This window comes from Citrobacter sp. Cpo012 (genome assembly GCF_030333015.1).
In the GTDB taxonomy this organism is placed as follows: Bacteria; Pseudomonadota; Gammaproteobacteria; order Enterobacterales; family Enterobacteriaceae; genus Citrobacter; species Citrobacter portucalensis.
Map to the genome: position 1 here is coordinate 144598 of NZ_JAOWGR010000011.1, position 22346 is coordinate 166943.

32 protein-coding genes are annotated in these 22346 nt (G+C 44.7%); all 32 read right to left on the bottom strand.

The annotated features are described in order from the left end of the window. Positions 1 to 116 precede the first annotated feature (116 nt). The 32 genes from OGX90_RS00805 to OGX90_RS00960 all read right to left on the bottom strand — a co-directional run bounded on the left by OGX90_RS00805 (position 117) and on the right by OGX90_RS00960 (position 21938). The gene (locus OGX90_RS00805) at positions 117 to 398 is read right to left on the bottom strand and encodes a hypothetical protein (protein WP_000703842.1); all 282 of its coding nucleotides are present in this window, start codon (positions 396 to 398) and stop codon (positions 117 to 119) included. 145 nt (positions 399 to 543) lie between these two features. Further along, entirely contained in the window at positions 544 to 720 is a 177-nt protein-coding gene (locus OGX90_RS00810) for a hypothetical protein (protein WP_000802040.1), read from the bottom strand. Positions 721 to 773: 53 nt separating this feature from the next. Further along, a complete protein-coding gene (locus OGX90_RS00815) occupies positions 774 to 1085 on the bottom strand; it encodes a hypothetical protein (protein ID WP_020833757.1) in 312 nt (103 codons plus the stop codon). Positions 1086 to 1307: 222 nt separating this feature from the next. Then, positions 1308 to 1508 (bottom strand): hypothetical protein, encoded by a 201-nt coding sequence (locus OGX90_RS00820; protein WP_020833756.1) that lies wholly within the window; start codon positions 1506 to 1508, stop codon positions 1308 to 1310. A gap of 39 nt (positions 1509 to 1547) precedes the next feature. Next, positions 1548 to 1772: a hypothetical protein gene (locus OGX90_RS00825; RefSeq protein ID WP_000551490.1), complete on the bottom strand. Its 225-nt coding sequence runs from the start codon at positions 1770 to 1772 to the stop codon at positions 1548 to 1550. A gap of 54 nt (positions 1773 to 1826) precedes the next feature. Continuing rightward, the gene (locus OGX90_RS00830; protein WP_020833755.1) at positions 1827 to 2030 is read right to left on the bottom strand and encodes a hypothetical protein; all 204 of its coding nucleotides are present in this window, start codon (positions 2028 to 2030) and stop codon (positions 1827 to 1829) included. A 552-nt stretch (positions 2031 to 2582) separates the two neighbouring features. Then, complete coding sequence (locus OGX90_RS00835) at positions 2583 to 3074, bottom strand: DUF3085 domain-containing protein (RefSeq protein ID WP_001371932.1); 492 nt, start codon at positions 3072 to 3074, stop codon at positions 2583 to 2585. Positions 3075 to 3078: 4 nt separating this feature from the next. Then, positions 3079 to 3390, bottom strand: a complete 312-nt coding sequence (locus tag OGX90_RS00840; protein WP_001165367.1) for a DUF957 domain-containing protein — start codon at positions 3388 to 3390, stop codon at positions 3079 to 3081. A 516-nt stretch (positions 3391 to 3906) separates the two neighbouring features. After that, positions 3907 to 4227: a hypothetical protein gene (locus OGX90_RS00845; protein WP_000071366.1), complete on the bottom strand. Its 321-nt coding sequence runs from the start codon at positions 4225 to 4227 to the stop codon at positions 3907 to 3909. Positions 4228 to 4405: 178 nt separating this feature from the next. Next, positions 4406 to 4633, bottom strand: coding sequence for a hypothetical protein (locus OGX90_RS00850; RefSeq protein WP_000336109.1), 228 nt, complete (start codon positions 4631 to 4633; stop codon positions 4406 to 4408). Between the two features lie 174 nt (positions 4634 to 4807). After that, on the bottom strand, positions 4808 to 5701 hold the full coding sequence (locus tag OGX90_RS00855) for a hypothetical protein (RefSeq protein WP_047744966.1): 894 nt from the start codon (positions 5699 to 5701) through the stop codon (positions 4808 to 4810). Then, complete coding sequence (locus OGX90_RS00860; protein WP_000609386.1) at positions 5691 to 6803, bottom strand: toxic anion resistance protein; 1113 nt, start codon at positions 6801 to 6803, stop codon at positions 5691 to 5693. Before OGX90_RS00860 ends, OGX90_RS00855 begins: the two co-directional genes overlap by 11 nt. Beyond that, complete coding sequence (locus OGX90_RS00865; RefSeq protein ID WP_102063209.1) at positions 6800 to 7609, bottom strand: toxic anion resistance protein; 810 nt, start codon at positions 7607 to 7609, stop codon at positions 6800 to 6802. Before OGX90_RS00865 ends, OGX90_RS00860 begins: the two co-directional genes overlap by 4 nt. A 570-nt stretch (positions 7610 to 8179) precedes the next feature. Beyond that, positions 8180 to 8791 (bottom strand): DUF6012 family protein, encoded by a 612-nt coding sequence (locus OGX90_RS00870; RefSeq protein WP_001371923.1) that lies wholly within the window; start codon positions 8789 to 8791, stop codon positions 8180 to 8182. Between the two features lie 110 nt (positions 8792 to 8901). Then, positions 8902 to 9435, bottom strand: a complete 534-nt coding sequence (locus OGX90_RS00875) for an HNH endonuclease (protein ID WP_000241452.1) — start codon at positions 9433 to 9435, stop codon at positions 8902 to 8904. 54 nt (positions 9436 to 9489) lie between these two features. After that, a complete protein-coding gene (locus OGX90_RS00880; protein WP_047744965.1) occupies positions 9490 to 9684 on the bottom strand; it encodes a hypothetical protein in 195 nt (64 codons plus the stop codon). Further along, the gene (locus OGX90_RS00885; RefSeq protein ID WP_000172888.1) at positions 9681 to 9992 is read right to left on the bottom strand and encodes a hypothetical protein; all 312 of its coding nucleotides are present in this window, start codon (positions 9990 to 9992) and stop codon (positions 9681 to 9683) included. Before OGX90_RS00885 ends, OGX90_RS00880 begins: the two co-directional genes overlap by 4 nt. A gap of 62 nt (positions 9993 to 10054) precedes the next feature. Then, positions 10055 to 10294: a hypothetical protein gene (locus OGX90_RS00890; protein WP_001180999.1), complete on the bottom strand. Its 240-nt coding sequence runs from the start codon at positions 10292 to 10294 to the stop codon at positions 10055 to 10057. Between the two features lie 249 nt (positions 10295 to 10543). Then, positions 10544 to 12928, bottom strand: coding sequence for a phosphoadenosine phosphosulfate reductase domain-containing protein (locus tag OGX90_RS00895; RefSeq protein ID WP_000469469.1), 2385 nt, complete (start codon positions 12926 to 12928; stop codon positions 10544 to 10546). Positions 12929 to 13093: 165 nt separating this feature from the next. Next, entirely contained in the window at positions 13094 to 13543 is a 450-nt protein-coding gene (locus OGX90_RS00900; protein ID WP_000182312.1) for a hypothetical protein, read from the bottom strand. A gap of 50 nt (positions 13544 to 13593) precedes the next feature. Further along, a complete protein-coding gene (locus tag OGX90_RS00905) occupies positions 13594 to 14385 on the bottom strand; it encodes a hypothetical protein (protein ID WP_000774871.1) in 792 nt (263 codons plus the stop codon). 229 nt (positions 14386 to 14614) lie between these two features. Then, positions 14615 to 14872 (bottom strand): hypothetical protein, encoded by a 258-nt coding sequence (locus tag OGX90_RS00910; RefSeq protein WP_001052325.1) that lies wholly within the window; start codon positions 14870 to 14872, stop codon positions 14615 to 14617. Between the two features lie 65 nt (positions 14873 to 14937). Next, positions 14938 to 15264 carry a hypothetical protein gene (locus OGX90_RS00915; protein ID WP_000556022.1) on the bottom strand — a complete coding sequence of 109 codons (327 nt, stop codon included), beginning with the start codon at positions 15262 to 15264 and terminating at the stop codon, positions 14938 to 14940. Positions 15265 to 15506: 242 nt separating this feature from the next. Next, a complete protein-coding gene (locus tag OGX90_RS00920) occupies positions 15507 to 15827 on the bottom strand; it encodes a hypothetical protein (RefSeq protein ID WP_000834113.1) in 321 nt (106 codons plus the stop codon). 294 nt (positions 15828 to 16121) lie between these two features. Then, positions 16122 to 17372: a site-specific DNA-methyltransferase gene (locus tag OGX90_RS00925; protein WP_000104393.1), complete on the bottom strand. Its 1251-nt coding sequence runs from the start codon at positions 17370 to 17372 to the stop codon at positions 16122 to 16124. 170 nt (positions 17373 to 17542) lie between these two features. Beyond that, complete coding sequence (locus OGX90_RS00930; RefSeq protein WP_000833775.1) at positions 17543 to 18151, bottom strand: polyamine aminopropyltransferase; 609 nt, start codon at positions 18149 to 18151, stop codon at positions 17543 to 17545. A 155-nt stretch (positions 18152 to 18306) separates the two neighbouring features. Further along, positions 18307 to 18564 (bottom strand): hypothetical protein, encoded by a 258-nt coding sequence (locus OGX90_RS00935; protein WP_001290639.1) that lies wholly within the window; start codon positions 18562 to 18564, stop codon positions 18307 to 18309. A 64-nt stretch (positions 18565 to 18628) separates the two neighbouring features. Next, positions 18629 to 19057 (bottom strand): hypothetical protein, encoded by a 429-nt coding sequence (locus OGX90_RS00940; protein WP_020833738.1) that lies wholly within the window; start codon positions 19055 to 19057, stop codon positions 18629 to 18631. A 91-nt stretch (positions 19058 to 19148) separates the two neighbouring features. Then, entirely contained in the window at positions 19149 to 19526 is a 378-nt protein-coding gene (locus OGX90_RS00945; RefSeq protein ID WP_000645321.1) for a hypothetical protein, read from the bottom strand. 405 nt (positions 19527 to 19931) lie between these two features. Continuing rightward, positions 19932 to 21077 (bottom strand): hypothetical protein, encoded by a 1146-nt coding sequence (locus OGX90_RS00950; RefSeq protein ID WP_000339750.1) that lies wholly within the window; start codon positions 21075 to 21077, stop codon positions 19932 to 19934. Between the two features lie 44 nt (positions 21078 to 21121). Further along, complete coding sequence (locus tag OGX90_RS00955) at positions 21122 to 21418, bottom strand: type II toxin-antitoxin system RelE/ParE family toxin (protein ID WP_000581857.1); 297 nt, start codon at positions 21416 to 21418, stop codon at positions 21122 to 21124. Between the two features lie 49 nt (positions 21419 to 21467). Beyond that, positions 21468 to 21938, bottom strand: a complete 471-nt coding sequence (locus OGX90_RS00960; RefSeq protein ID WP_286622988.1) for a hypothetical protein — start codon at positions 21936 to 21938, stop codon at positions 21468 to 21470. Positions 21939 to 22346: the final 408 nt, after the last annotated feature.

Consider the following 22346-nt stretch of genomic DNA (forward strand, 5'->3'; position numbering starts at 1 on the left):
GGTTAGCCAACAGTTCAGGTTATGCGTGGGATCCGCCCAGTCAGAAAGGATTCCGTTAATAACAGGCAAGGTTAAAGGCAGATGGACGATGAAATTGTGGGTGCTAAAAGGGGGTATTACTCTTTTTCCTGCATAGCGGTTTTTTCAGCCCGGGTGGCCAGACGAACATTTCCGAAAGGCTCACGGACAAGCAGTGGCTTCTCCTTCTTCCAGCCCCTGATAGCCGTTTCTCCAAACCGACGTGGTGCATTGCCGTTCCAGCGAGCAATCACATGGTTATCATGAATTTCAATAATGACAACGGGGTGGACAATGACCGTTGAAATGGTGGTATTTCCCATTTTGGTACGGGTTACAGACCAAACCTGCATCCCGGATTCCAGCTGGCTGATTTTCATATTATATCCTTAAGCCATCACGAACTGCGCCACAAACAATTAATGTGGCGCAATTTACCATAAACAATAAACATCAGATACCCGTGAAAAGATTTCCCTTTATTTTAAAATTCTTCTGGAGAAAAAATGATATTTCCAGAAGAGGTCAGCGAAATTCAGAAACGGCCATCACAATGGTGCTGCGCTGACGCTGGCGTTCTGCCTTGCGCTGCCTGCGGCGATAGATCTGTTTTGCGCTGACGTAAGGGCAGTCCTCACGGGTATACCAGCAGCAGCCGCAAGGTTCGGGCCGGGGTTTTCCGGCAAGTCCAAATGGTTTCATCAAGTCACCTTTTTAATGTTTTTAATGGAAAGATACTTCCCTAACCCATTGTTTTATCGGAAATAACGTTGTTGCATAAACAGATACAGATAACCCTCAGGAGAAAACATGCAAAGGTTATCAGTGATAACCGCGTCCAGATACCGAGTGTCAGTCTGTAAACGTTTTATCACCAGAAAATGTGCTGCCGCAGCCTTAATGCCAGAACTACCGTTTACAACATTATGTATACCCGCTTTGAATAACGAACGAGCATGAATTACCTTTTCCCGGGCCGCTTCGATCTCAGCATTAATAACGCATTGCCGCGCCTGGATGACTGCCTCTCCGGTTAAATCGCGGAAATTCATTAGAGATGTGATCATGATTGACTCTCCAGATTATGTGGAATCATTATAACAACTGGCACCACGCCACAAATAACCTGAGATAAATTCTTTGAAATATTCCTATATATAAGGAATTACAGTCGGAAAAGAAACAATGAAATAGCGCCGACCGATTAAAATCGATAAATTAAAATAGACGGCACTGGAATGAAAAACTGAAAGTAGTAAGACCGTAATTATCCTTCACGGATGTAAGCTTTAAAAGAGGAGTACTGGCAAAGCTTTGCCAAGTACTTCGGCGGTTGTGTCTACGATTTTACGGATGTCATCGATCTGCGAAGGCTTATTCAACACCACCGTAAAAAGCTCTCCTTCGTTATCAGCCTGCTCGCAGTTTCCGTATCTGCTCCCGTCGTACAGCTGCACAATACGTGACATAGAAGACTTTTTTTGTTTCATGGCTTTGCACCTGCTTTTAGGCAGTTTGGTTACTGGTTATCAGAAGCTGGTTTCATGCGCTTCCGGCTGGGACACGAACTGGTATTTGACGCCGCCAGGCACACCTACTGCTTCGGCAATAGAGTCGCAAAGCCGCGATAAATCATTTAGTGTCATCGGATATTCAATATCTACTGAATATAAAGCACCTGCGTTTTCGGCATCTTCGATGTTTTTATACTGGGCACTAAATATAGCAATGGTCTGAATTTCGTGGTTATGCATGAACCGGTCCTTATTAAATTATAAAAGCCACCCGAGAGTGGCCTGAGTGGAAACTTAAATCTGTGAAGTATTTTTGCGAGATTTTTTGCGATCCAGATGCCGGGCAACAATGGTTCCGATAACAAGTAGCGTGATGACCGCACTGAAGAAGGTGCTGTCAGGGACGCCCTGGAAAAAATCACTGAAACTGTAAACAATAAAAATCAATGCGCAAAAATAGAAAACGATACGAACATAAGGGGTAAAAAACATTTTCATCGGTTGCCTTCCATTCAGGGAGAATTCTCAGTAATTACATCACACCTGAAGAGAAACTATTTTCGTATAAATGAGCATTTTCGACATATCAGAGGGGGGTTTTACTCATAAATGAGGTGGTAAGGGTCACACTTGAGATGAAAGTTACTTTCCTGGCTGCGAACGAACTATCTCAAATGTTAGAGGTGTGCGTTCGCCTTAAGAGCTTCATGCCCTGAGGAGCTCAACTTGAGCCGATAGTATAAACCTGGCTCCAGATGCCTTACTGGCTGGCATAACTCCACGAGGCCCAGCCGGAACAGGACCGGAGAGCTCCTGCACGTCACATCATCAGGATTCCCCATAAACGTACGCCGTTCTCTGGCCCGTCTGAAATTGCCAGAGATATCATAGATCGTGCCGGATGCCATCCGTCTTAACACGTAAATCTGCGCCCTTGTAAGCTTCTGGGCGGAACTGCTTAAACCTGACATACCTTCCCGGCCTTATATAAAACAATCCGCCAGCAGCTCGACTGGCGGCCAATGTTTGACTGGAAACAGCAAGGACATACTATTTGCTGACAAGTTTGATATTGGTTTCACTCATTCGAAGTCGAAACTCCTGAAAACCCTGCTCTACCGCTAACTCCAGCCACTCAACGGGAATGGTATAGCTACAATCAGACCCACCCAAAGCGGCATCACAAGCGTAATCCCAGTCCTCATCCAGTTTTGGATTCATCCCCTGGGCGTAAGCCACAGTATCGCGGGATGCGGGAGAGCCCTCAAGCTCAGCATTAGTGATCAGGTATACACCATGACTGTGCGCGAGAAGCACTTTTGGCACCAGATGTGTGCTGGCAATTTTTGAGGATGAGGGAAAGAAAACCCTACCAGCTTTACGCGCCTCTTCTTCAGTCTGTCCCTCAGCGTTAAGGAGGGCTCCCCCCGGATAGCATGCCGGGTCATAGATCTGATCTGGGGTGACCGAAAACGTTTTTGCGGTGCGAATTTCTTCGATCAGTTTATTGATATCTGCCATTTCAAATACGAGAGTGGTCACAGGCTTACTCTCCCTCTTCAGTGGACAACATCAGATACTTTGTTGCCAGCAGAAGCTCTCCCACATCCTTGAGGGACAATTCAGCTTTGCCTTCTACGGCAAGCTGCAAGCGCTGTCGAATTGCATGAACAGAATCTGAAGATAAAGATGCCATTTTGCGCAAAACGGCATTAGCCTTTTCTACAGCAGGATACAGAATTTCTGAGTTGGTATTATCTTCGTCATTATCAAAGATAATTTCAGAATCCATATTGATGTTATCTTCAAGCCAGCTTGAAAGCACTTCAAGTAATGACATCACCTTTTCAATTTGCATATCGCCTCCTCTGTTAACATGAAACAAATATAACAAAGTGGCTTACCCGGCTAATAACCTGAGCAGAAAGTTTTCGAACTTAGTTTGAAAACAAGTTTTCTGCTCAGGTTAATGTTAAAGTCGCTGGGTAAAAGATAAAAGGCACTGAAGATGATTTAAGCATCAAACAGACTAAATAGGATTCCGTCTTTTATAACGCTTTTAAAATAGAATGAATGAAATATAAATTTTGCGTTTAAGAATGAACGCTGTAGAGGATGATTTATCCAGTGATATGCAGTTTGTGGCCTTTAAAAAGGCTTTATTATGGACTTGAATTGCAAAGAGAGCACCGACATTTTTCTGGGGGCTCCCGCAGAGAAAAAGCTGTGAGGTTATGAAGACGTATAGGAGGTATTCGGCGAAATACTGTATGGCCACAGGAGAGCTTCAGCACCCATATCCTGCCGCCTCGCTCGCCTGTGGTGATTTCAATATGTTCTACGTCATACCACGTAGTTGTATTTCTCACTTTGTTTATGCTTCCTGACACCGCGTGAACGCAATCTTCGTCTGGATGCGTTCATAGATGGAAAACTGCCTTTCAATGGAATCGGCATTAGACAGTAATTCATGAAGCTCAGCAGAATCTGTATCAGGAACGATAGCGACAGAAACTCCATATTTACGTCCAGTTCTGATCAGGTGCGCAAGTTTTTCCTTCTCTGATTCTGTGAGCATTGCCAGATCCCTTCCGGATACCTGCTCGATAAATGGACCAAGGTTTTTCGGAAAAAAGGGTTCGGCATCAGAATTATGTACCGGGAGCGTTTGCGGCTTATCGAAGCTATTGGACATGAAAAGAACCTTTATAGTTAGAGAGGTGGAGACTGAATGCGTAGCCCATTAAAATTAGTAGTGCCACACTCGAATGCTAATCATACTTTATGATGGCTATGGTAGGAATGGCCGTCAACTTAAACCGCCAGAAGCGAGCCATTCACCGTTAAAGTAACTTTCCCGTATGATGTTCTTTTTATGGAATGAGTTGTTCACACTCCTCTTTAAGAGCCGCCCTGGAACGAGATCGACAGACTTTGCTTAATGAAGAGCGTAATTGATGTTCATCAACCCCATCAGCGACAAACTGACCAATTTTCTTTTCAAGACGCTGCATTGCCTCATAAAGCTTGGCATCAGTATTATTTTTAAGAAACCTCAGTATATAATCAGCAATAATTTGAACAGGAGTAAAGTTACACATCATGTATCCTTAATAAGTTGTGTAAAAATAAAACCATAAAAAACATAATCAGAAGTAGATTATTATACTTGAGTAAGCTTTTCAGCTAACAAGCTGGAGAAGTAGATTCCGGTAAATTACTACATATTTGATAAAAGTTACTGAATAAAAAAGCCCAGCGTACCGGGCTTTCATTCAATTTGATTCTAAGAATCTGACTCGCCGCCTGATTTTTATACCAAGAAGAGCGAACAAAACGCCAACGAATGCGACGGGACTACCTACTTTAAGACAATTAACCGACGCTTTTGAAAAGTTATGTGATTTAGACATACGTTTTTGCTCATAACGAATCGCAAGTGGTGAGACGGATTTATCTAAAGCTGTCTTTTCCAATGCATAACGAACTTTCACGGGAATATTTGACTGTAATACACCAGACATATACGCCCTAACAACATTCTGTGTTAACTTCACATCTGGCTTGCCGAGTTTTATATGTAGTTGCGCCTTTAAATAGTTTACAGATACCTCTTCGCCTGAGGGCCAATTACTATCATTTAAATATGCGACAAGTTTATCGTATTTTTCATGTTTTACATATTTCTTGATAACCTTTACAGTCGAAGCTGAAGTGGCATCAGTCTCTTCCGAACCTAAAGCAGATGTAAAAACTGACAAGCCGATAAGAAAAGCGCCAGCAATTAGAAGCATCGGGAATATCTCACCTATTTCCTCCCCCTTTAAAATTTTAAAGGCAGTTGAAGAAACTACTAATAGCCCCATAATCCCTAATAGCAACTTAGAATATGTAGTTAGGAAGCCTCCAAATGCATCGCCAAAATCCGAAACCACTAACTTATCTTCACCTTCAGATGAATTGAAGAATGACAAGGGCACATCAATATCAAAGTCCAGAACTGAAGGTGAGAGGTGTAATGACAGCAACCACAAGCAAAGACCAAAAATCATTATCAGCAGGCCCGCACCAAATATCGCGAAACCTGAATTTCTAATCTTTATAGACCGGTGAAAAAGAAAAGACAGTTCACGGGAAAAATCGTCACTACTCTTAAGGTTACGCACCATGATCTACCCCTTTTTGTGTCAGTCGGGTGCGCAAATTCTCACGCATGGCAAGAACCTGTTTTTCTGTTTCCCTGAGCTTAATAGCCCCTTCTCTCTGGATTTTAACAACATCGCCAACCGTCTGGATAAGCGTATCCTGCACCTCTTTAAGGGTGCTGATATCAATAACCAGCCGTTGGTTTGCTTTCATAGTTTCTACTGCATTGCGATGCAGTAATTTTGCATTACTACGGAGTAACTCATTGTTGGCATTATCGATATCATTGGCAAGATTTACAGCGTTACGCTGTCCATTTAGAGAAATGGCTAACAGAAACTGACGCTTGAAATTAGGGACAGTAACCTCTTTGACGCTATGAAACTTGTCGATAAGACTTTGGTTATTTGCCTGTATAATCCGTACCATTGGCAATACTTGCATAGCAGACTGCTGAGAAACAACTAAATCGCCAATACGTTTTTCTAAATTAGCAATTAGCGTATCCAGATCAGATACTTCCTGGAACTTAGCAGGATTGTTACCAACATTAGCTCTGAGATTTTCTGCTTTTAATTGTAATTCTCCCAGCCTTAATTTACCGGCAGCAATATGTACACCTGTTAAGTGGTGTTCTTTAACGACTTCATCAAACATTTGCTGGAGCGAAATATTATTAGAACCGAGGCTATTCTGTGTAACTGAAACCTCTGAAACCAGAGCATCGATTTGTTCACGAGTTGATTCAAACTGTGCGGCGAAATTCTTCCCACGGGTGCGGATTTTATCCAACAAAGGGCCAATAACTGGCAGATTTGAACGACTTTCAGTTAAGTTCGAGATGTTTACATTTCTTGCAAGGTTGATAATTTCAGTTAATTTGCTCCCGGCTTCGTCTAAATCTTTATTGCGAATTTGCTCAAGCAGGCTATCCGCATAATTAGCAGTGTTTTCCCCCATTGCCCGGCCAAAACGATAAACTGTTCCTGGATCATCGGCATTAATGCATTCCGCGACGGCTTTAATCTCTTGTTCATCTTGCTCATTCAGCCCGAACTTTTCCAGTTCAGCGGAAGTCAAAGTAAAAGCAACAACCTCAGTTTTGGTGGTCAAATTATTAATCATTTTTGGAATCCCTCTAAATTTTGTCGCAGGCTTTTTAGAAGAGCCTCGTGGGCCTGATTAGCTTTTCTAACAATCGTAGGGTCAGTGTTATTTACTGATAACAGCGAAAGTGTGTGTTGCCGCCATACTGGAACCAGGACTTTTATAGTTTCGTTAAAGCGGTCAGCAATATCTATACAAGACCCGCGAGTGATTTCCATCTGCATGGCGGCCATTTCATGAGACGCAAGCAGTGTTGCCAGGTTAGCTAAACGTCTGGCAAATCTTTCCCTCGGTTTATCGAAGACAAGGCTTAGATCGTCACTATTTTTTTCTTCGGTAGAATCCCTAAGGAACTCATGGCCTGCCTGGATAAAAATTTTAAGGCGTTTGATTTCTGACACATATGTTTCAAGCAGCTCTTCTAAAGCCAGTAGCGTCTCATTCACATGTGTCAGATATCCGTTCCCCTCATTAATAAGATTTTCCACCTTCTCACGTGCGTGTTGGTAACGAACGCGCTTTTCAAGGTGTTTGCCCGTAAAGCGGGAAAACCAGGATGGATTGCTACTGATAGAACGTGGATCTGCCTCCGCTAAGGCACTTACGATACGGTTCAAGGCTCCTGATAAAGCGGTAACTGCGTCTTTCTCCAGAAGATTTGAATACTTATCCATAGCCTTCGAAGATAAAGCCGAGTCGCCGTAATGGCTTATTGCCCCAGCATTAAGCAGAAGACCGGGTATAAATTCTTCTTTGAGTTCTGCTATCGATATGTTGCTGCTGTAAGTTGAAACGTTCATTTTTGCCTCAAAATGGTTATCCATGACAGCCTATCATTTACCGTTCTGCTGATTTTTCGGTTAAAGCGCCAAAACCTGGGTTTATCCGTTTTCGAGGCAAAAAAATAGAATCTGATCCTCACGTAACCCTTTGCCATTCTGATTAAAGGAGAAGTCCCCTACTGTCTGTGCACTGAATTCAGCACTGGATGAAGTTAGGACATGAAGTGCACATAGATCCCCTGCTTGACCTACCAATCACCGCCTTCAATGTTTAGATCTGGTGACGTTACAGCGACCATTTCTCTAACCGGATGGTCATTGTTGTCGTGGCTGCTCCCCAACAGCAGGCTTACCGTTCCGCTGGCAGAGTAATACATCGCGTCAGGAAAGTGCTCCCTGACCTCCTAAAGCAATTTGTTCATGCTGTTAGTTAAACGATAAAAGCGTCGGGCTGCGTTCGGCATAGCTTCTTCCAGGAGGTCAGAAGCATCAATCTCACGGCCGTTTATAACGCGGAGAATATCTTGCTCATCCATAGGTTACTCCCAGGCAATAAATCAAAGTGGCCAGGCAAAAGGAGACTCGCCTGGCATCAAAAAGAATAAAAGGTCGTTACGAACTGATAATGATGGCCTGGTCAGTTTGAGGAAGTCGGTTTCCTCTGATGAATGCTGGATGGCTTAAACGAGCAGATGACATGGTCATCGCCAGAAATGTCTCTTCACGCGAACGCAGCAATTCCCCCCATGAATAGGTTTCCCATACGTCGTGGGAAAGATCGGATTCCTTTATGTACCTTGACTGCATTGTTGGTTCAAAATCGACGGGAGCTAGACTGTCATAGGATGGATGTACACGGTACCCCAATTCTTCCTCCCTCTGATGGTATGCATGTGCCAAAAGGACATCATGGGAGACCAAGTCATAGTCTTTGTCCTGAACGAGCGTTTTTACGGTATGACTAATTTTTCCAAAGCCTTCAATTTCCCAGATTGTTATCATTGTGAACTCAGTTAAAGTCCGTGGGCTTTTTACCAGAAAGCCATTTAATGCACGTCGCCCCTTCAACATGACAACGTGGTAGGACTTGTTGGGATAAGGTTTCATTGCCACCAGCGAATCAGCTTTAAGCTCAAGTGACAATTCAGGTACAGAAACTGACACGAGAGTACACTTGTTTTTCATATGGTGAAGAATACGGGGCACAAGATGCAGATACATCATTTTCTCCTTTGAAGGATATACCAGGCAGCTCCTCAGCAGCATCAAAATATTTAAATCACTCTTTAATTAGTAAACCACTGCTGATTAACTTCTTTTATGTTTCACAGAAATTATTCGTTTTGTTTCTGTTCGTTATACTGCTCAAACCAGAAGACGACCGGTTTTTCTACAATATGAAGCAAACCAAAACGTTCTGCGGTACGGAAATTCACGCTATATGCGCGAGCCCGTTCAACCTGTTTGGTAATTTCTTTTCTCATTCCTTCAACACTAAAAGCTCCTTTAAAAAGGTTGCAGGGGGCGCATGATGGAAATAAGTTTTCTATAGCATGCAGTTCAGGGTGCATAACCTTACCCGTACTTCGGGCAACATGAGTTACGCCGCTGCCGACAGGGGCTCTCACCAGTTCAAAGTCGCGTCGAACAGGCTCAACATGATCGGCATGCCACCCTTTTTCAGGAAGCTTGCAACCACAATAGGCACAACGCCCCCCAAATTTCATTCGCAGCTCAGCTCGCTGTATTTTAGAGATCTTATTTTTAGGTTTTGAGAACCTACCATCAGGTGATTCAGCTTTGGATAACTTTGCTGAGGGCTCAGGTAATTCAACTAAATTCCCGTTGATATTTATCACCTTGACCATATCATTTTCCGCCTTTACTAAGCTCACGGGCACAGGAACTGGCTTAAGTAACCGCTAAAGATAACAGCCACTGACTGCATCTACCCAGACCTTCTGTTTATACTCAATAGGCCACCCCTCTTTATCTGCCCGGATGACGCAATCATTTACCGTGGTGCGTGACCGGATACGAACATCAAGCGGAAGCGAATCGTTATCCACACGAGCCTGTGCCTCATTTAAAATGCTTAAAAACATCTCTTTGGTCATTCAGATACCCCCTCAACTTTGCGAATTTTGATCAGATGAGGGCGACTCAGTTTACAAAGTTGTTCTGTCGCTTCATCAATCGAATTGAACCGATGAGCCTCTTCGATATTTAAAGTCCAGTATTTCGCTTTCCCTTCTCCCAGATCGGACTCAAAATAATTTCGCTTTACATCCATTTTTTTAGGCCTGCCATTTATCTTGACGACATTATGTCTGTCATCAAAAAGAAATTCGTCCCCCTCAAAAGTGATTAATACAAATGGCCCCTCAGGCTTGGAAGTCCGGGAACTTTCCATTTTCAAAGTCATACTTCAGCCTCTCGATAGAACTCATGAAACGTCAAATTAAAATGGACTCACACCACACTGATTCAGTATTCCTCCTGAACCCCATTAGGCTCTGTTGTGATTTCATATTTAATTCCGCCAGGTGCTCCCACAGCGTCCGCGACCGACTCACACAGCAGCGAGAGATCGTTGAGGGTCATTGGGTGTTCAATGTCCAGCGTGAAGAGTTTCCCGGCTTGCTTGGCGGCTGTCTTGTCAGCATGTTCGGCATTAAAAAGGTATACGGTGTGTTTTTCCTGAGCGGGTGTATTTTGATTTTGCATTGATGATCCTTTTGTTTAGTTCCCCGATTCCGGGGGTGAGTGAATTAATTTAAATTTATATTCGTCTGGTTTAATTAGAACGTTTCCACGCTATGCGTAAACAGGTAATGCAAGGGCTGTATCAACAGGATTAAAGTTACTTTTCTGGATGCAGCAACGCTTGGACATGATGTCCACATTACATCACGATCAAAGCTAAGTTTTTTTTGTATAACCCCTCCATTTTCGTGTGTTTCGCGTTTCAGACGCTTATACGACCTGCTTGACCATCCTCATCAGAAGGCGGTTTAACAGTCCTTTCGCTGTCGGGCGATTGCTATCGACATAGTAAAAACCTGTTTTGGTCGTACCGTGAGCACTGCTCAGCACCCTCAGTTCCCAGATAACGTCACGGATAACGCCGCCATTTTCTGGCTTAAGGCATTCAGATAAATGGCGCATGAAACGAGCTCTTACGGCACGGTAATAGCGGAACTCCTCTGGCTGGTTAGTATTTTCTTTCACCCGGAGTCGCTGGTTACACAGAGTTAGAACTGCATCCATCATTCCCGCCTTCAGCTTCGCCTGGATCGCACCTTGTTGCTGTTCCCTCTCACCTTCGAGTAACGTTAAAATTCTTTCTCCGAGTGCCGTCTTGTTGTGTACGTGCAACTGAACACAGGCAGCTACGCATGCCCAGAATCTGAACTTTTTTATCTGTCCACGCAATTTCCGGGCTACAACCTGACGGTATGCAGAATCACTGAGTATTTTAAAACGCCGACTGGCAACCAGCTCTGGAAGCGACACTCTGTCGCCTATCCCCAGGCGGGAAAAGGTTTGTCCCCGTTGTGCGAGACGATGATAGACAGCGCCCTTGCCTTTTGAAATTCGGACCGCGCCATAACGAAGAAGATACTGAGCAGCAGTCGTTGGAGTAAACTCACCGTCAGCGATGCGCTGGCGTAACCCGTCGTATTCATGCCAGATAATCCAGGACGCCGTATCTTCTTCAACAGTCAGCTCATCCTCTTCCTCGAATGCCACGACGACAGAACTGCTCTCTCCGGTCTTTAGGCTACGTGAAGCCCTGGGGTCAGCCTGCCCGTCAAAATAGGTCATCAGCGGCAACGTATCAGTCAGTCCATCATAAGCTGTACCGAACCGGCCTCCGGGCAGTTTCATCCAGAGTGGAGCTGGCATTGGTGTACGGGGCACAGGCTGCATGTCAGGCTCATCCTCAAGAAGGTCCAGATCGGCCTCTTCCCAGACCCTGCGATAGATCTCAATTGCCCGAAACGGGCGAGGGTTGAAACAGTGCAACGACCAGAGGAAATCAACGTGGATCACGTTTGCTTCCTGTACAAGCCGAAATTGTGGCTCAGCCATACGACGGTTATAAGCCGTATCGTCAACCTCGCCGGAAAGTAGCTTTCTGCGATGCTCTGCCGCACGTCTTGCTTCAACATAATCAAGGCTGCAACAGGCATGAAAAAGACGTTCAGTCAGGGACGAAGAAAAGATATTGGGTTGAAGACGCACATATCCGCCTTCGAACACTTTACGACCGATATAATCCCGCAGGCTCCAGTCGTACTGGATCTTAGAAAGAAATCGCTGAAGACGACTCAGGCCAGCCTGATAACCGTATTTCTCCGGGTCAGTTCGAAGGAGCGTTTCCATTGAATGGTCAACCCCTACTGCTGTGCAAAGCGAGCACCCATATCGAGCCCCACAAGCTGATGTTCGAGTGGGTTTCTCCGGCGACCAGATACACTCCCCGGTGGCGTCTTTATAAAGCGTTGCCAGGCTGAAGTTATCCGGCATAAAGCTTGGTAAAGGGAAGCGTGATTCGGAACCACAGGCCATCAGAAAAGACCAGATGTCCTGAGTGCGCCACTCCTTTACCGGATAGAGTTCACCACCGTGCTCAGTCAGGGTTACTTTCCTCGCCTGCCCTCCCATTTTGAGGATATTTCCGGCCCTTCGGGCACTTTCATCATCCCTGGAGCCCAGCATCAGGCATACCCTGCTTCGAACGGATGCCGGGGCGTTTTTCAGGTAACGAGCTTTGGCCTGGCGCAGGGGCGCGATTTTGTAGTCGGTTGAGCACTGTCGGGTAGAAGAATTAGTCCAGGTCGGAAGTCCGCGCCCAGTCAGAATGCGGCCGACCCAGCTCTGCGTAAGAGACGGTCTGGCGACAAGGACTGTGACCGGTAGCTGGTGTTCAGCAATGAACATTCTGAGCTGGTTGAGAACCTGTGAAGCCTGATAGTGCATCTCAGGGTTTTCGATCAGCGTATCGGACATCTGAATGAAATGATGTTCGCTGATATTTGTGCCGTTACGTACTGCCCTGATCAATGCCATCAGAAACAGGTGCAGAAGAGAATGGGAGTCTTTGCCGCCACTGTATCCCACGCACATCGTCCAGCCGTCCGTAATAGCCTGATAAATAGCAGATGTGGCTGACATGACCAGAGAAGAAAGACTCACAGTCTCCTTTTCATCGGTATAGTTCAGATCGGCATCGGTTGTCAGGGTCTCCCAAACATCCGCCCATTTATCATGTTTCAAAATGGCAGCATTAGCCGCCTCAGGAAAAATAACTTCTGAGGATAATTCAAGGAATGAGTCGCTTTTTTCAATAAACATATATTTTCCTGAACCACGGTATATGCTGCATCACTGATATTATTAGAACTTTAAAATAACTACAGCGCAACCATTTAGCGAAATTATATTAAATCAAAATCACGCGGATTTAATGCCAATATATATAAAAATAATCCATTGTAATTTAATCACCCGGCACAGCTATTAGTTATAGGTTGGCGGCGTAATAAATGCCGTATTATTTGTTTTCAACTCAGACAGCGGAATAAAAGGAGTGTTAAGAGTCATGTCATCACCACAATGGCGTGGTAGAGCTGAAAGCTGAAATGAATCTTTCATCACCCTAATAACCGGGCATTCCGTACGTGCTGATGGCATTACTTCCCGCAGCATCGCTTCCTGCTTTATGCTGTCGCTATGCTTATATTCATCCATGTCTTTTATTTCTTGAATTTCATCTTCACCACAAAATGACCAGTTAGCGTCATAGAAGTAAAACTCAGTTAAATGAAGATCGTTTTCTTTCACGTATGCCGCCAATTTGCGGATACGCTGTTCAAGCATTGTATCTATCCGTAAGGAAACACTCTGCGGAACGTCACTTGCAAATTCATTGATACAATCAACGGTAGAAACTATGAATTTATTGGTCATGGCAGGCTCCAGGCCACCGGGGAAACCGGTGGCTACGGTAATTGGCAGGCTTAAGCGCCGCAAAGGGTGTCAAGGGAAGGGAGAAGCTTGCTCAGCTTGTCGTAATCGAGCGGAGACAGTTCTGTAACGAGTTCGACCGAAAGACTAGTGTTGTCTTCTTCACACAGAATATAGATTCCGTCTTCTGGCTCTTTTCCGGCACATGCCTTCAGTCGTTTGTTAACGACCTCCTGGGCTGAATCCGCTACGTCGCAGCTCAGGACATAGCTTGCCACATAGCTGCTCTCACCGTGGTAATGCGTCACTTTACACAGAGCATACTGGATACCGGCTTTGTGAGCCTCATTCATGAGACGAGAAAACTGACAGCCATCCTGGTAATAGTGGGTATCCTTTGTGACCAGAATAGTCATACCCCCAAATTCATCTGTCCGGCTTTTACTGCATGTAAATGCAGCAGTAATTGTTACCATTTCCGAGAGGTCGAATACCGACAGCACGGCAGTTGTGAGGCAAATTGCATGGTCAAGATCAATGGTCTCTCCATGAAAAACTGCCAGCCCACTGCTGGTAACTTCTGTTGCGAACAACAGTTCATAATTGCAGTCTGGGCAGGATGGTTGCCCAAAGCTCGGCTCAGAAGGGTCATACTCAGGGTGGTTCTCGATAATACTGAGGATCAGCTTCTCAGTCAGAGAACAATCTGTCAGTGGCTTATCAAGCAAACGCTCACCTTCTGCAATTTCTGCTTCGGTAACGAATGTGATTGCTTCTTGTGCCATTTTTGCCTGCTCCTGAGTGCAGGGAATAATAAACGACGCCTGAGTATAATTATCTGCCACAGTTGACTCCTTGATTATTTAATTAATGTATTTGATGAGAAGATCATAACAAATACACTAATACCAACTAATAACCTGAAGGCGTTTTTTTAGAAAAAATATTAAGAAGAAGAATATGAACACTACCTCATCTTAAATTAATATCATTCAGGATTAATATTCATTTTGGCAAATAAAAACCGCCAGACGGCGGCTTTTATAAAGAGGGAAATATCATTGGAAGTTGAAATTACTTCACGGCAGGCCGACAAATTACGCGACTGCTGTGAGCTGAAGCGAAACTTGTAGAGGAAACTATAATCACCTTTTCTAAGTCGTCGGCACTGTCAGCAATATGATGCCGGAAAGCCTCCTCTGCATCACCAGGGGAGTCGGCTTCGACCAGGTAGGCCTGATCATCATCATCAAACATAATGCGCCCGGAAATGAGATAAAGTCGGCTCAAATCTGGCGTTGCTGCGCTCGTGCTTCGTTCGTTCAGATTCATTTTTTCTCCGTCTGTTGCTCGTAAAAAGAATGACGCCGGTTTAAAAGGCGTCGCCAGGGTTCGGGCTAAAACGCAGGGTTGCCATCGAGGAAGCTCATTGGCTGGCCAATAGCGGATGCCACCCTGAGAATTTCACCTGGTGTGGCATAACGCAGCATTTCAGAGCGTCCAAATTTCTGATACTCATCTACTGACATCTTTCTCCACTCTGGGTGAGGATCTTTTCCGCACAGTGACCAGTTGCTTTCAGAGGAATCACGACGGAGAACGTACACATCAAGCGAGGCTGTAAGCCCACTTCCATATCCCCGCTGCGCTACAATACGAACCTGAGAACCATCGTCGCGTTGCAACGTCTGGGTTAATTTCGTGATAGGATCCTGAGAATGCATGCCATTTACCTCGTTTTCAAAAGATTTACCGTAAGTAAATGATACCGAATCGAGAATTCTGGCTAATAGGTCAGAAGAAAAAATAATGAATATTTTTGAAGTGTAGGATAATGATTAGAATAAAATGGCCTGAATAAATCGCTAGCGGTTAAATCCGCTTATTTCAGAGAAGCTCTGATTTAGTAGTTAGGGAAAACGATGCGGTGAAAAGTAACTTTTACACCGCAATTCAGAAAAAAGTTTCAATTAGTCACATTACGAATAACCCGGCTTACTTTCGCATGTGCGTTCCCCTGGATGTTAAAGTAAAGCCCCTCAGGCAGACTCGTCGCCCACTTAACTCCTCGCTCAGCCATACGCTTCGGTGTTTCCAGCCAACCACGAGGAATATTGCCCGTAACGTCACCGATAACCCGTGAAATGCATGCTGCTACCCGGATGCCGCCGGGAATATCGCATTCGGATTCAACAATATGCATAACCTCAAATAAAGCACCATGCCGCTGGACATGATCGCCAATGTGCAACTCGATAGGAGAAACCATTTCTGTATCTGACTTCATATCTGTCCACCTTTAATTTAGAAACCGTCTAAATTACCAATATAGTTAATGTACCAGATGTTAATTCAACAAGTTCTGTATCACAACCATCAGTTTTTTTTGTTGGGTCTATATCGGAGAAACAAGCGAATATTGAATACACTCGTTAATACAGACAACCGGAAATGAATGGCACCCTAATTATCTCTGCGGCGTATGCTAAGCCGTTAATATTGTCATTTTATGGTAGAAACAATGCAAAATGAATAAACCGCTTGTCGCTTCAAACCACTTTATCAAAACCGTTAACTTGCATTAAGCCCGATACAGTTCGGCGAGCTCGTCCAGCATGGGGTTACTCTTATATCCCGGTGCGGCCGTAAAAAGGTTTCGGGAAATCGCCAGCCATTCCATGATTTTGTCCGTCGCCAGCCAACGTCTGCCAAGTCGCTCGGCTGCGATGGGAACTTTATGCAGGCCAGCGAAGGGATCTACAACAAGATCTCCCGGCTCTGTCAAAAACTCAATCAGAAACGCTGCAAGCCTGGTAGGAGACGTTGCACCATGCAGCGGAAAACCTAGCTCGCGGGCAATGGAATGGCAAAATCTCGTATCAGCGCAGCTATTGCCGTAAAACAAAGTATTTTTGGGGATCGTTCCTTCTGTTTTATTTCCAAAGGATCCGCTTTTAAGCTGGTACGCCCCATCACCATAAAAGGTCGTGCGATTTTCACCGCCTGCTGCCTGCAATTTAAGATGCTGCTCTGAATGCGGTTGCAGTACACGTAAGTTGTTTGAACGAACCTTACTCGCATCATTGGTAAACCACAGCACAGGCTCATACGATGAGCAGAGCTGCACTCGTTGCTTACATGCCCAGTGCGTTGGCGATGGGGGCTTACTGCGATTCACCCACTGAAGCCTGTCCATGAGCTCAAGCCCCAGCTTGTCACATAATGCCAGTGTCAGACGCTCCAGATACAGAGAACGTGAAGGCCTGCCCCTATTAAAGCTATCTTGAGTGATATTCAATGCCACACTTGCGCCGGGTACAAGCTGTTTCACGATCGGTTCGAGGATACGCAGAAGCCAGTCAATATAAACCTGCTCGCCACGCCCCCCGCCATGCCCGTAGTCTCTTGAATTTCGAAGGAGGTAAGGCGGCGAGGTCAGGCAAAGATGAATTTGCTCTGTGATATTGCTGAAGAAGGCATAGGCGTTTCCAAAAACCGATGCCCCAAGAGAAGTTGAGAAACCGACAACACAGAGCTTTTCCCATGACTCGTGCAGGTTTGTTTTCGTCTTAGAGGAGTATCTCCAGACGCCCCGTTTTTCTGGAACGCGTTCGATGACTCCGGCCTGCCGAAGAGTCTGCTGAAACCAACGTACTTTGTGTTTGACGCCGCTGGTTCTGGTTTTATCTGACCCAAATTCTTTCAGTTCGTGCAATTCGGCATCCGACATGCCAGTTTCACGCTGCACTTCGCGATAAAGCTCGTCGTTGCTCAACGGCAATTCGGAGGCTGCGTAGATCCGTGCAATTAAATCCGTAGAAATCGTGCTCATCAGCCAACCTTAATGGAGATGCAGTTTAAATATCGGCCTGATGGTTGGAAGGGGGATTACTAAATCAAACCGATCTGTTTATTTATAGGCTTTGTCAGGTCATGCAGCACAGCTGGGCATGCGCAAAGAGACCCAGTCTTCTTTAGCGGAGACACCTTCAAAAGTTGTACTCAATCAGCCCCAAGATTTTGAAACTCAATGTGCTTTTGCTCACACTCCTCCCTGCCCCACGAGCCCTGCCATTCACAGATGTCCCGGTACTTAATTTCCAGCTTATCCATCTGTGAGAGGTTAGCTGTTGCGAAGTCTGGCCATATGTCGTGCCAGCATGCGTTGTACGTGACGCCTGCTGGTGGGCAATACATCATTGCATCAGCATGGATAATTTCAACGCGAGGATCGTTTGCAAACGAGGCCGCAACGAGGTTAATAACGTCCTGTTCTTTTTCAATTACTGTTACATGGGTTACATCTTCTTTTTGAAGAATGGCGTGAAGCACCATCCCCAGACCAAGACCATTAATGAGCACGCGCCCGGTGGCTCGCTCTAAAAAATCCTGGCAGGTTCTGATCTCCATCGGGGTATTGGACATCACCACATCCCAGCCGTTGGACAAACGCCGATATCTACCGGGCGGGATAAACTCGTCTGTATTACCTGTATACTCGGCACGAAGGGCGAGGCTCATCGCCTTATCTGCGGTAATTTCGAATGTGTCCAGTTTCCAGGTTCCGGACGTGCCGTCTTTAACGGGTAAATCAGAAAAGCAGCTCTTCATCAAGGCAACCAAAATTCCAGTAATGTTGTTACGCTGAACCTATCACAAACCTGCTCTTAATACAGTTATCAGGAGTGACAGCGATCTTTGAGGAATCGTTTAAATCACGGGCATCCTGTAGCGGACGCCCGATATTTAATCAAATGTCGCAGGTGTTAAAGGAAGCGTTGCAAAGTTGCAACGTCTTCTGGAGCAACCTCCACGCAGCTCCTGACACTGTAGTGATTTTCGCCGTTGTAGTCGTAAACCCCACCGTCCTCAAAACTCAGCTGTTCAAGCTCGCCATGGCACTCTGAAATGAGTGCCGTCTGGCAAGCATTTTTCTCACAATCGCTGACGAGTAACCGAACATAGCTATTCTCATGGTCGCCGTTTCGGTTCTGGATTTTAACGATAAAGTGTTTTTCAGACATTTGTGCCTCCAGTACAGGTTGAGGTTAATTTAGCGTTGCCCCGGCTCACCGGGGCAAGAATAAATCAACCCTTAATGAAACTGTGCCCCCAGGTGTTAGGCTTAAATGCCTGCTCTTTGATATATGCTTTCATTACCTTGCAGGTTTTTTTCAGGGCTTTGGTACTGGCATCGGTTACTGAGATAAAATGGCGAGAATAACGGTTTTCCCGGTATTGCTTATCAGCGTTTGGGTCAATTGCTTCGCTTTGCAGGAGTCCTTCGTGCCTGCCAATTACTATTACGTAGTTCATTTCACCTGAAACACGATCCGTGAGTAATTGAATGGAAATATCAGTCGCTCGCGTGGCCTGGCTAGCAGAAATTTTTGCATGTAAGAAAGCTCCCTTTCGAAAGTTGGCCGGAGTCAAACCTGTAATATCCTCGGTGCTAAAATTAAGTGAAGATAGAGTTGAAAATAAATCACAGCTAATGACTTCAGTATTATTAGACATAACCCGGCTCCGCTCATATTCATGTTAAGGTAATGATATCAGGTTGATAACATTACCTAATAACTTGGTGGCAAAAAGTTGTGGTTTTTGATTAACTAAAATTGATGTTCTCAATACTGCTCAAGAATTCTTTCTTTACACCCGGAGTAAAAGGTATACGTTCAATGTATTTATAAAGCGTCGCAAAGGTTTTGGTTTCAATGTTTCGTGAAATAACATCATCAATCGGGTCTTCGAACATATTAATAAAAACATCAACATGCTGCTCTCCGCTTTCTGAAGCTAAAGAGAGAATACAGACCACTTCAATGTAGCGGTTATCCTGCTCTGCAATGAACAACCAGTGCCCTTCGTTAAAGGCTGGTGCAGCACTGAAGCGTTTTACAACAATTTCTGAAAGAGCATATCCTGCCTGATCCAACAGATTAATAAAGTTGAGTTGAGTTGAAACCACGTCTAACGCTTTCATAAAACCTCCTTTTCATCTGTACTTATTATACTGTTACCCATCCCCCCAGCTAATAACCTTCCAGCAAAATTTCAAAAAAAATACCACCTTTAATTAGAATTGAACACATCCTTTTTAAATAACAAAAAGGATTATGAAACCCACAATGTTTGTGATGTGCCACCAAGGAAAAGTAACTTTTATGTGCTCATAAATCTTATTTCGTATTCACTTTCCTTTGTCTTTCGGTCGAAGATTATCAGGGGAAGCATAAGAAGAATATGTGAGGTTTAAGCAAATGCGGTGATCGGGCATTATAATTTGGTGAGGCTATTATAAGTGGATAAAGATAGTCGTAGGTATAGGATCAGGTTAAATTGCATTTTCCCGGTTGCCTTCCCTGGCCTACCGGTTTCAGCTCAGATACTAAGACCAGCGGTAATACTTAAAATATTCCTCATTTGCAGCTATAAACTCCCTCAAACCGTTCATTAATCCCTTCTCAAACGCTGTCACGATAAACCGGTAACCGTCCAGTGTTTCAATGTAGTAAATACCGCCTGGTGTAATTCCAACATGCAACACCTCGGCTGTCATCATAAACTGGCCTTCCGGAAAATCATGCGAAAGGTAAATGAAACCAGTAGTGGCCGATGCGGGTGTGGCATTCACTAAGACCCCGTTAAACTGCTGCCCGTGCCTCGCCGGTACAAGCTCACTTCCCCTGGTTGACTTATCAAGCAGCCTCTTAACATCTTTTTCTTCTTTTAACGAGGTATAGACCCGCACATCACTGTCATCACCTGGGCGAGAGCCGGTGCCAACATGAGCAAGACGACGGTAAGCACTGCGCATATTAACGTGGCAGGATGCCCCTGCTCTACCCTGAAGCCTTACGCCAAAGTCTTCGCAAAGTAACAAAATCTGACGTAGCTGGTTTTCATGCACGGACGCTGAGAGTGAAAGATTGAAACAGGAAAAGGTCAGTTCTAAAACCTTTTCGCGTTTGTCATTGAAATGAGCTTCCAGCCTGATGACTGGCTTTTCCGACATTGCAAAAGCTTTGTCCGTTACTCTGTACCGGCATTCATCTCCGAAACATTCTTTAACAACGCTGGCTATGACCGTGTCGTGTTCTCCATCTTCCGGAGCTGGCACAAAGATTTCAAATTGTGCCGGTGTATCCGGCTCAAGCAGAACGGGATAGAGACGAGGAGAATTAAGCAAAGCGCATTCAGAATTAATGAGCTTAACCCAGGCGCTTTTGTCGTCCGGATCCTTAAGCTGCTGTCCAAGGTTATCGCAAAAGTCAACTATCTGACGGGTATGCTCATCCGTGACTGCACAGATCAGGTTAAGACCATGCGTGGCCATACGCAGTTCCCGGGTTCGGGACTGGGAATTGATCGACCAGGGGTTAAGTGAAAGCGAAATAGGGCTTATGGAAGGGACGACCGTCTCATTCTGCAAATCTGTAAGCTGGCAGTTCGCAGTAGGCTTCGGGGAAAGGGTACTAAATATGTAACTTGCCTGTTGTTTAGTACTGGCCTGGATATAAAACATCGCGTCCATGCTTGTATCCCGGGATGAAATTGAAAATAGCTTCATTTTTAACCTTAATGGATGAGCGATTTATAGTCATGTGCAGACAAATGAACATTATGTGCGCCATCATTCCATTCAAAGAATAATCGATACTTAGAGTTTACTCGAATGGAGGAATAACGGTTTGACGTCATTCTTAAGCGTTCATAACGCAAGCTGTTGGATAATAACTCCCGCTCACTCTGGACATTATCCAGCGTTTCAAGTCGACACAGAATCGCGTTAATAATTTCAGAAGGAATACCTGCCGTTGTTTTTCCATTACGGAAGAACTTTTCAAGCCGTCTGTCTTTAAATGAATGGATCATAGTTCCTCCGTAATAATTGACCTTAAAATTAAATTAAAAGGGCTTTGAATTAATGAATACCTAAAATGCGGGCGGCAACTGCCAGCTGCTTATCACTTAACTGACGCTGGTGGGTTAAAGAAGACTTAAGGCTTTCCAGAAAATTATTACTACTGGATTGTTGGGTGATTGCATCAACCATTTTTTGATGAGACCTGCACCATGCTGTGAACGCAGAACTGTGGGCGCTTTCAGTCCTTAAACGCTCGTCTTGCAGGGATGCTGACACTTTGCGGGCAGCTTGCGCATTAATGCGGTACAGCGCATTCAGCGTGTAAGCAGTACGGGTCGTTTCGAGGCTGTAACCCGTGGCTTTACAAGCCATACAGCGACTTCTATAAAAATGCTTACGCTCTCCCCGCCCATTGCATTTATCGCAAACAATACGAAAAGAATATTCCGCAGTACCTTTTACAGAATCAACACAGCGGATTTTTGCGCTGGAGATTTCAATTCCACTGCGATCATAATATTTGGTCATAATGTGATTCCTCCGGTTAGTTCTGGAGTAATCATGACAGAATGAATCTACTGGCTAATAACCTGAGAGTAAATATTTTAAAAAAACATTGAGAGAGGGTCTGCAAATTTATACACGAAGGATTCAAATATAATTTTGTTTAAAAAATTAAGAGCATTCTGAAGTAAAATTGCATCAAAAAGCATTCATGGATAAATCATGTACTGGTGCCAGCGATTTAAACGAGGACATTGTTCCGGTGTAATTACACGGTTTAGCATCATAGATTATAACCAAAAGGAAGGAGTCCTTCCCGTCTCGGGAATATTCCTTTCCCGTTTGCAGTTTAAGAGACACTTAATGAGAAAGTAATAATTAAGTCATGCTCAACTCTACATTTTACATTGAGGATGGCGTAACAGGGTACGG

Coding starts and splice junctions, on each gene's coding strand:
- OGX90_RS00805 (WP_000703842.1), bottom strand. CDS start 398: ATGAAAATCAGCCAGCTGGAATCCGGGATGCAGGTTTGGTCTGTAACC.
- OGX90_RS00810 (WP_000802040.1), bottom strand. CDS start 720: ATGAAACCATTTGGACTTGCCGGAAAACCCCGGCCCGAACCTTGCGGC.
- OGX90_RS00815 (WP_020833757.1), bottom strand. CDS start 1,085: ATGATCACATCTCTAATGAATTTCCGCGATTTAACCGGAGAGGCAGTC.
- OGX90_RS00820 (WP_020833756.1), bottom strand. CDS start 1,508: ATGAAACAAAAAAAGTCTTCTATGTCACGTATTGTGCAGCTGTACGAC.
- OGX90_RS00825 (WP_000551490.1), bottom strand. CDS start 1,772: ATGCATAACCACGAAATTCAGACCATTGCTATATTTAGTGCCCAGTAT.
- OGX90_RS00830 (WP_020833755.1), bottom strand. CDS start 2,030: ATGAAAATGTTTTTTACCCCTTATGTTCGTATCGTTTTCTATTTTTGC.
- OGX90_RS00840 (WP_001165367.1), bottom strand. CDS start 3,390: ATGCAAATTGAAAAGGTGATGTCATTACTTGAAGTGCTTTCAAGCTGG.
- OGX90_RS00845 (WP_000071366.1), bottom strand. CDS start 4,227: ATGTCCAATAGCTTCGATAAGCCGCAAACGCTCCCGGTACATAATTCT.
- OGX90_RS00850 (WP_000336109.1), bottom strand. CDS start 4,633: ATGTGTAACTTTACTCCTGTTCAAATTATTGCTGATTATATACTGAGG.
- OGX90_RS00855 (WP_047744966.1), bottom strand. CDS start 5,701: ATGGTGCGTAACCTTAAGAGTAGTGACGATTTTTCCCGTGAACTGTCT.
- OGX90_RS00860 (WP_000609386.1), bottom strand. CDS start 6,803: ATGATTAATAATTTGACCACCAAAACTGAGGTTGTTGCTTTTACTTTG.
- OGX90_RS00865 (WP_102063209.1), bottom strand. CDS start 7,609: ATGGATAACCATTTTGAGGCAAAAATGAACGTTTCAACTTACAGCAGC.
- OGX90_RS00870 (WP_001371923.1), bottom strand. CDS start 8,791: ATGATGTATCTGCATCTTGTGCCCCGTATTCTTCACCATATGAAAAAC.
- OGX90_RS00875 (WP_000241452.1), bottom strand. CDS start 9,435: ATGGTCAAGGTGATAAATATCAACGGGAATTTAGTTGAATTACCTGAG.
- OGX90_RS00880 (WP_047744965.1), bottom strand. CDS start 9,684: ATGACCAAAGAGATGTTTTTAAGCATTTTAAATGAGGCACAGGCTCGT.
- OGX90_RS00885 (WP_000172888.1), bottom strand. CDS start 9,992: ATGACTTTGAAAATGGAAAGTTCCCGGACTTCCAAGCCTGAGGGGCCA.
- OGX90_RS00890 (WP_001180999.1), bottom strand. CDS start 10,294: ATGCAAAATCAAAATACACCCGCTCAGGAAAAACACACCGTATACCTT.
- OGX90_RS00895 (WP_000469469.1), bottom strand. CDS start 12,928: ATGTTTATTGAAAAAAGCGACTCATTCCTTGAATTATCCTCAGAAGTT.
- OGX90_RS00900 (WP_000182312.1), bottom strand. CDS start 13,543: ATGACCAATAAATTCATAGTTTCTACCGTTGATTGTATCAATGAATTT.
- OGX90_RS00910 (WP_001052325.1), bottom strand. CDS start 14,872: ATGAATCTGAACGAACGAAGCACGAGCGCAGCAACGCCAGATTTGAGC.
- OGX90_RS00915 (WP_000556022.1), bottom strand. CDS start 15,264: ATGCATTCTCAGGATCCTATCACGAAATTAACCCAGACGTTGCAACGC.
- OGX90_RS00920 (WP_000834113.1), bottom strand. CDS start 15,827: ATGAAGTCAGATACAGAAATGGTTTCTCCTATCGAGTTGCACATTGGC.
- OGX90_RS00925 (WP_000104393.1), bottom strand. CDS start 17,372: ATGAGCACGATTTCTACGGATTTAATTGCACGGATCTACGCAGCCTCC.
- OGX90_RS00930 (WP_000833775.1), bottom strand. CDS start 18,151: ATGAAGAGCTGCTTTTCTGATTTACCCGTTAAAGACGGCACGTCCGGA.
- OGX90_RS00935 (WP_001290639.1), bottom strand. CDS start 18,564: ATGTCTGAAAAACACTTTATCGTTAAAATCCAGAACCGAAACGGCGAC.
- OGX90_RS00940 (WP_020833738.1), bottom strand. CDS start 19,057: ATGTCTAATAATACTGAAGTCATTAGCTGTGATTTATTTTCAACTCTA.
- OGX90_RS00945 (WP_000645321.1), bottom strand. CDS start 19,526: ATGAAAGCGTTAGACGTGGTTTCAACTCAACTCAACTTTATTAATCTG.
- OGX90_RS00950 (WP_000339750.1), bottom strand. CDS start 21,077: ATGGACGCGATGTTTTATATCCAGGCCAGTACTAAACAACAGGCAAGT.
- OGX90_RS00955 (WP_000581857.1), bottom strand. CDS start 21,418: ATGATCCATTCATTTAAAGACAGACGGCTTGAAAAGTTCTTCCGTAAT.
- OGX90_RS00960 (WP_286622988.1), bottom strand. CDS start 21,938: ATGACCAAATATTATGATCGCAGTGGAATTGAAATCTCCAGCGCAAAA.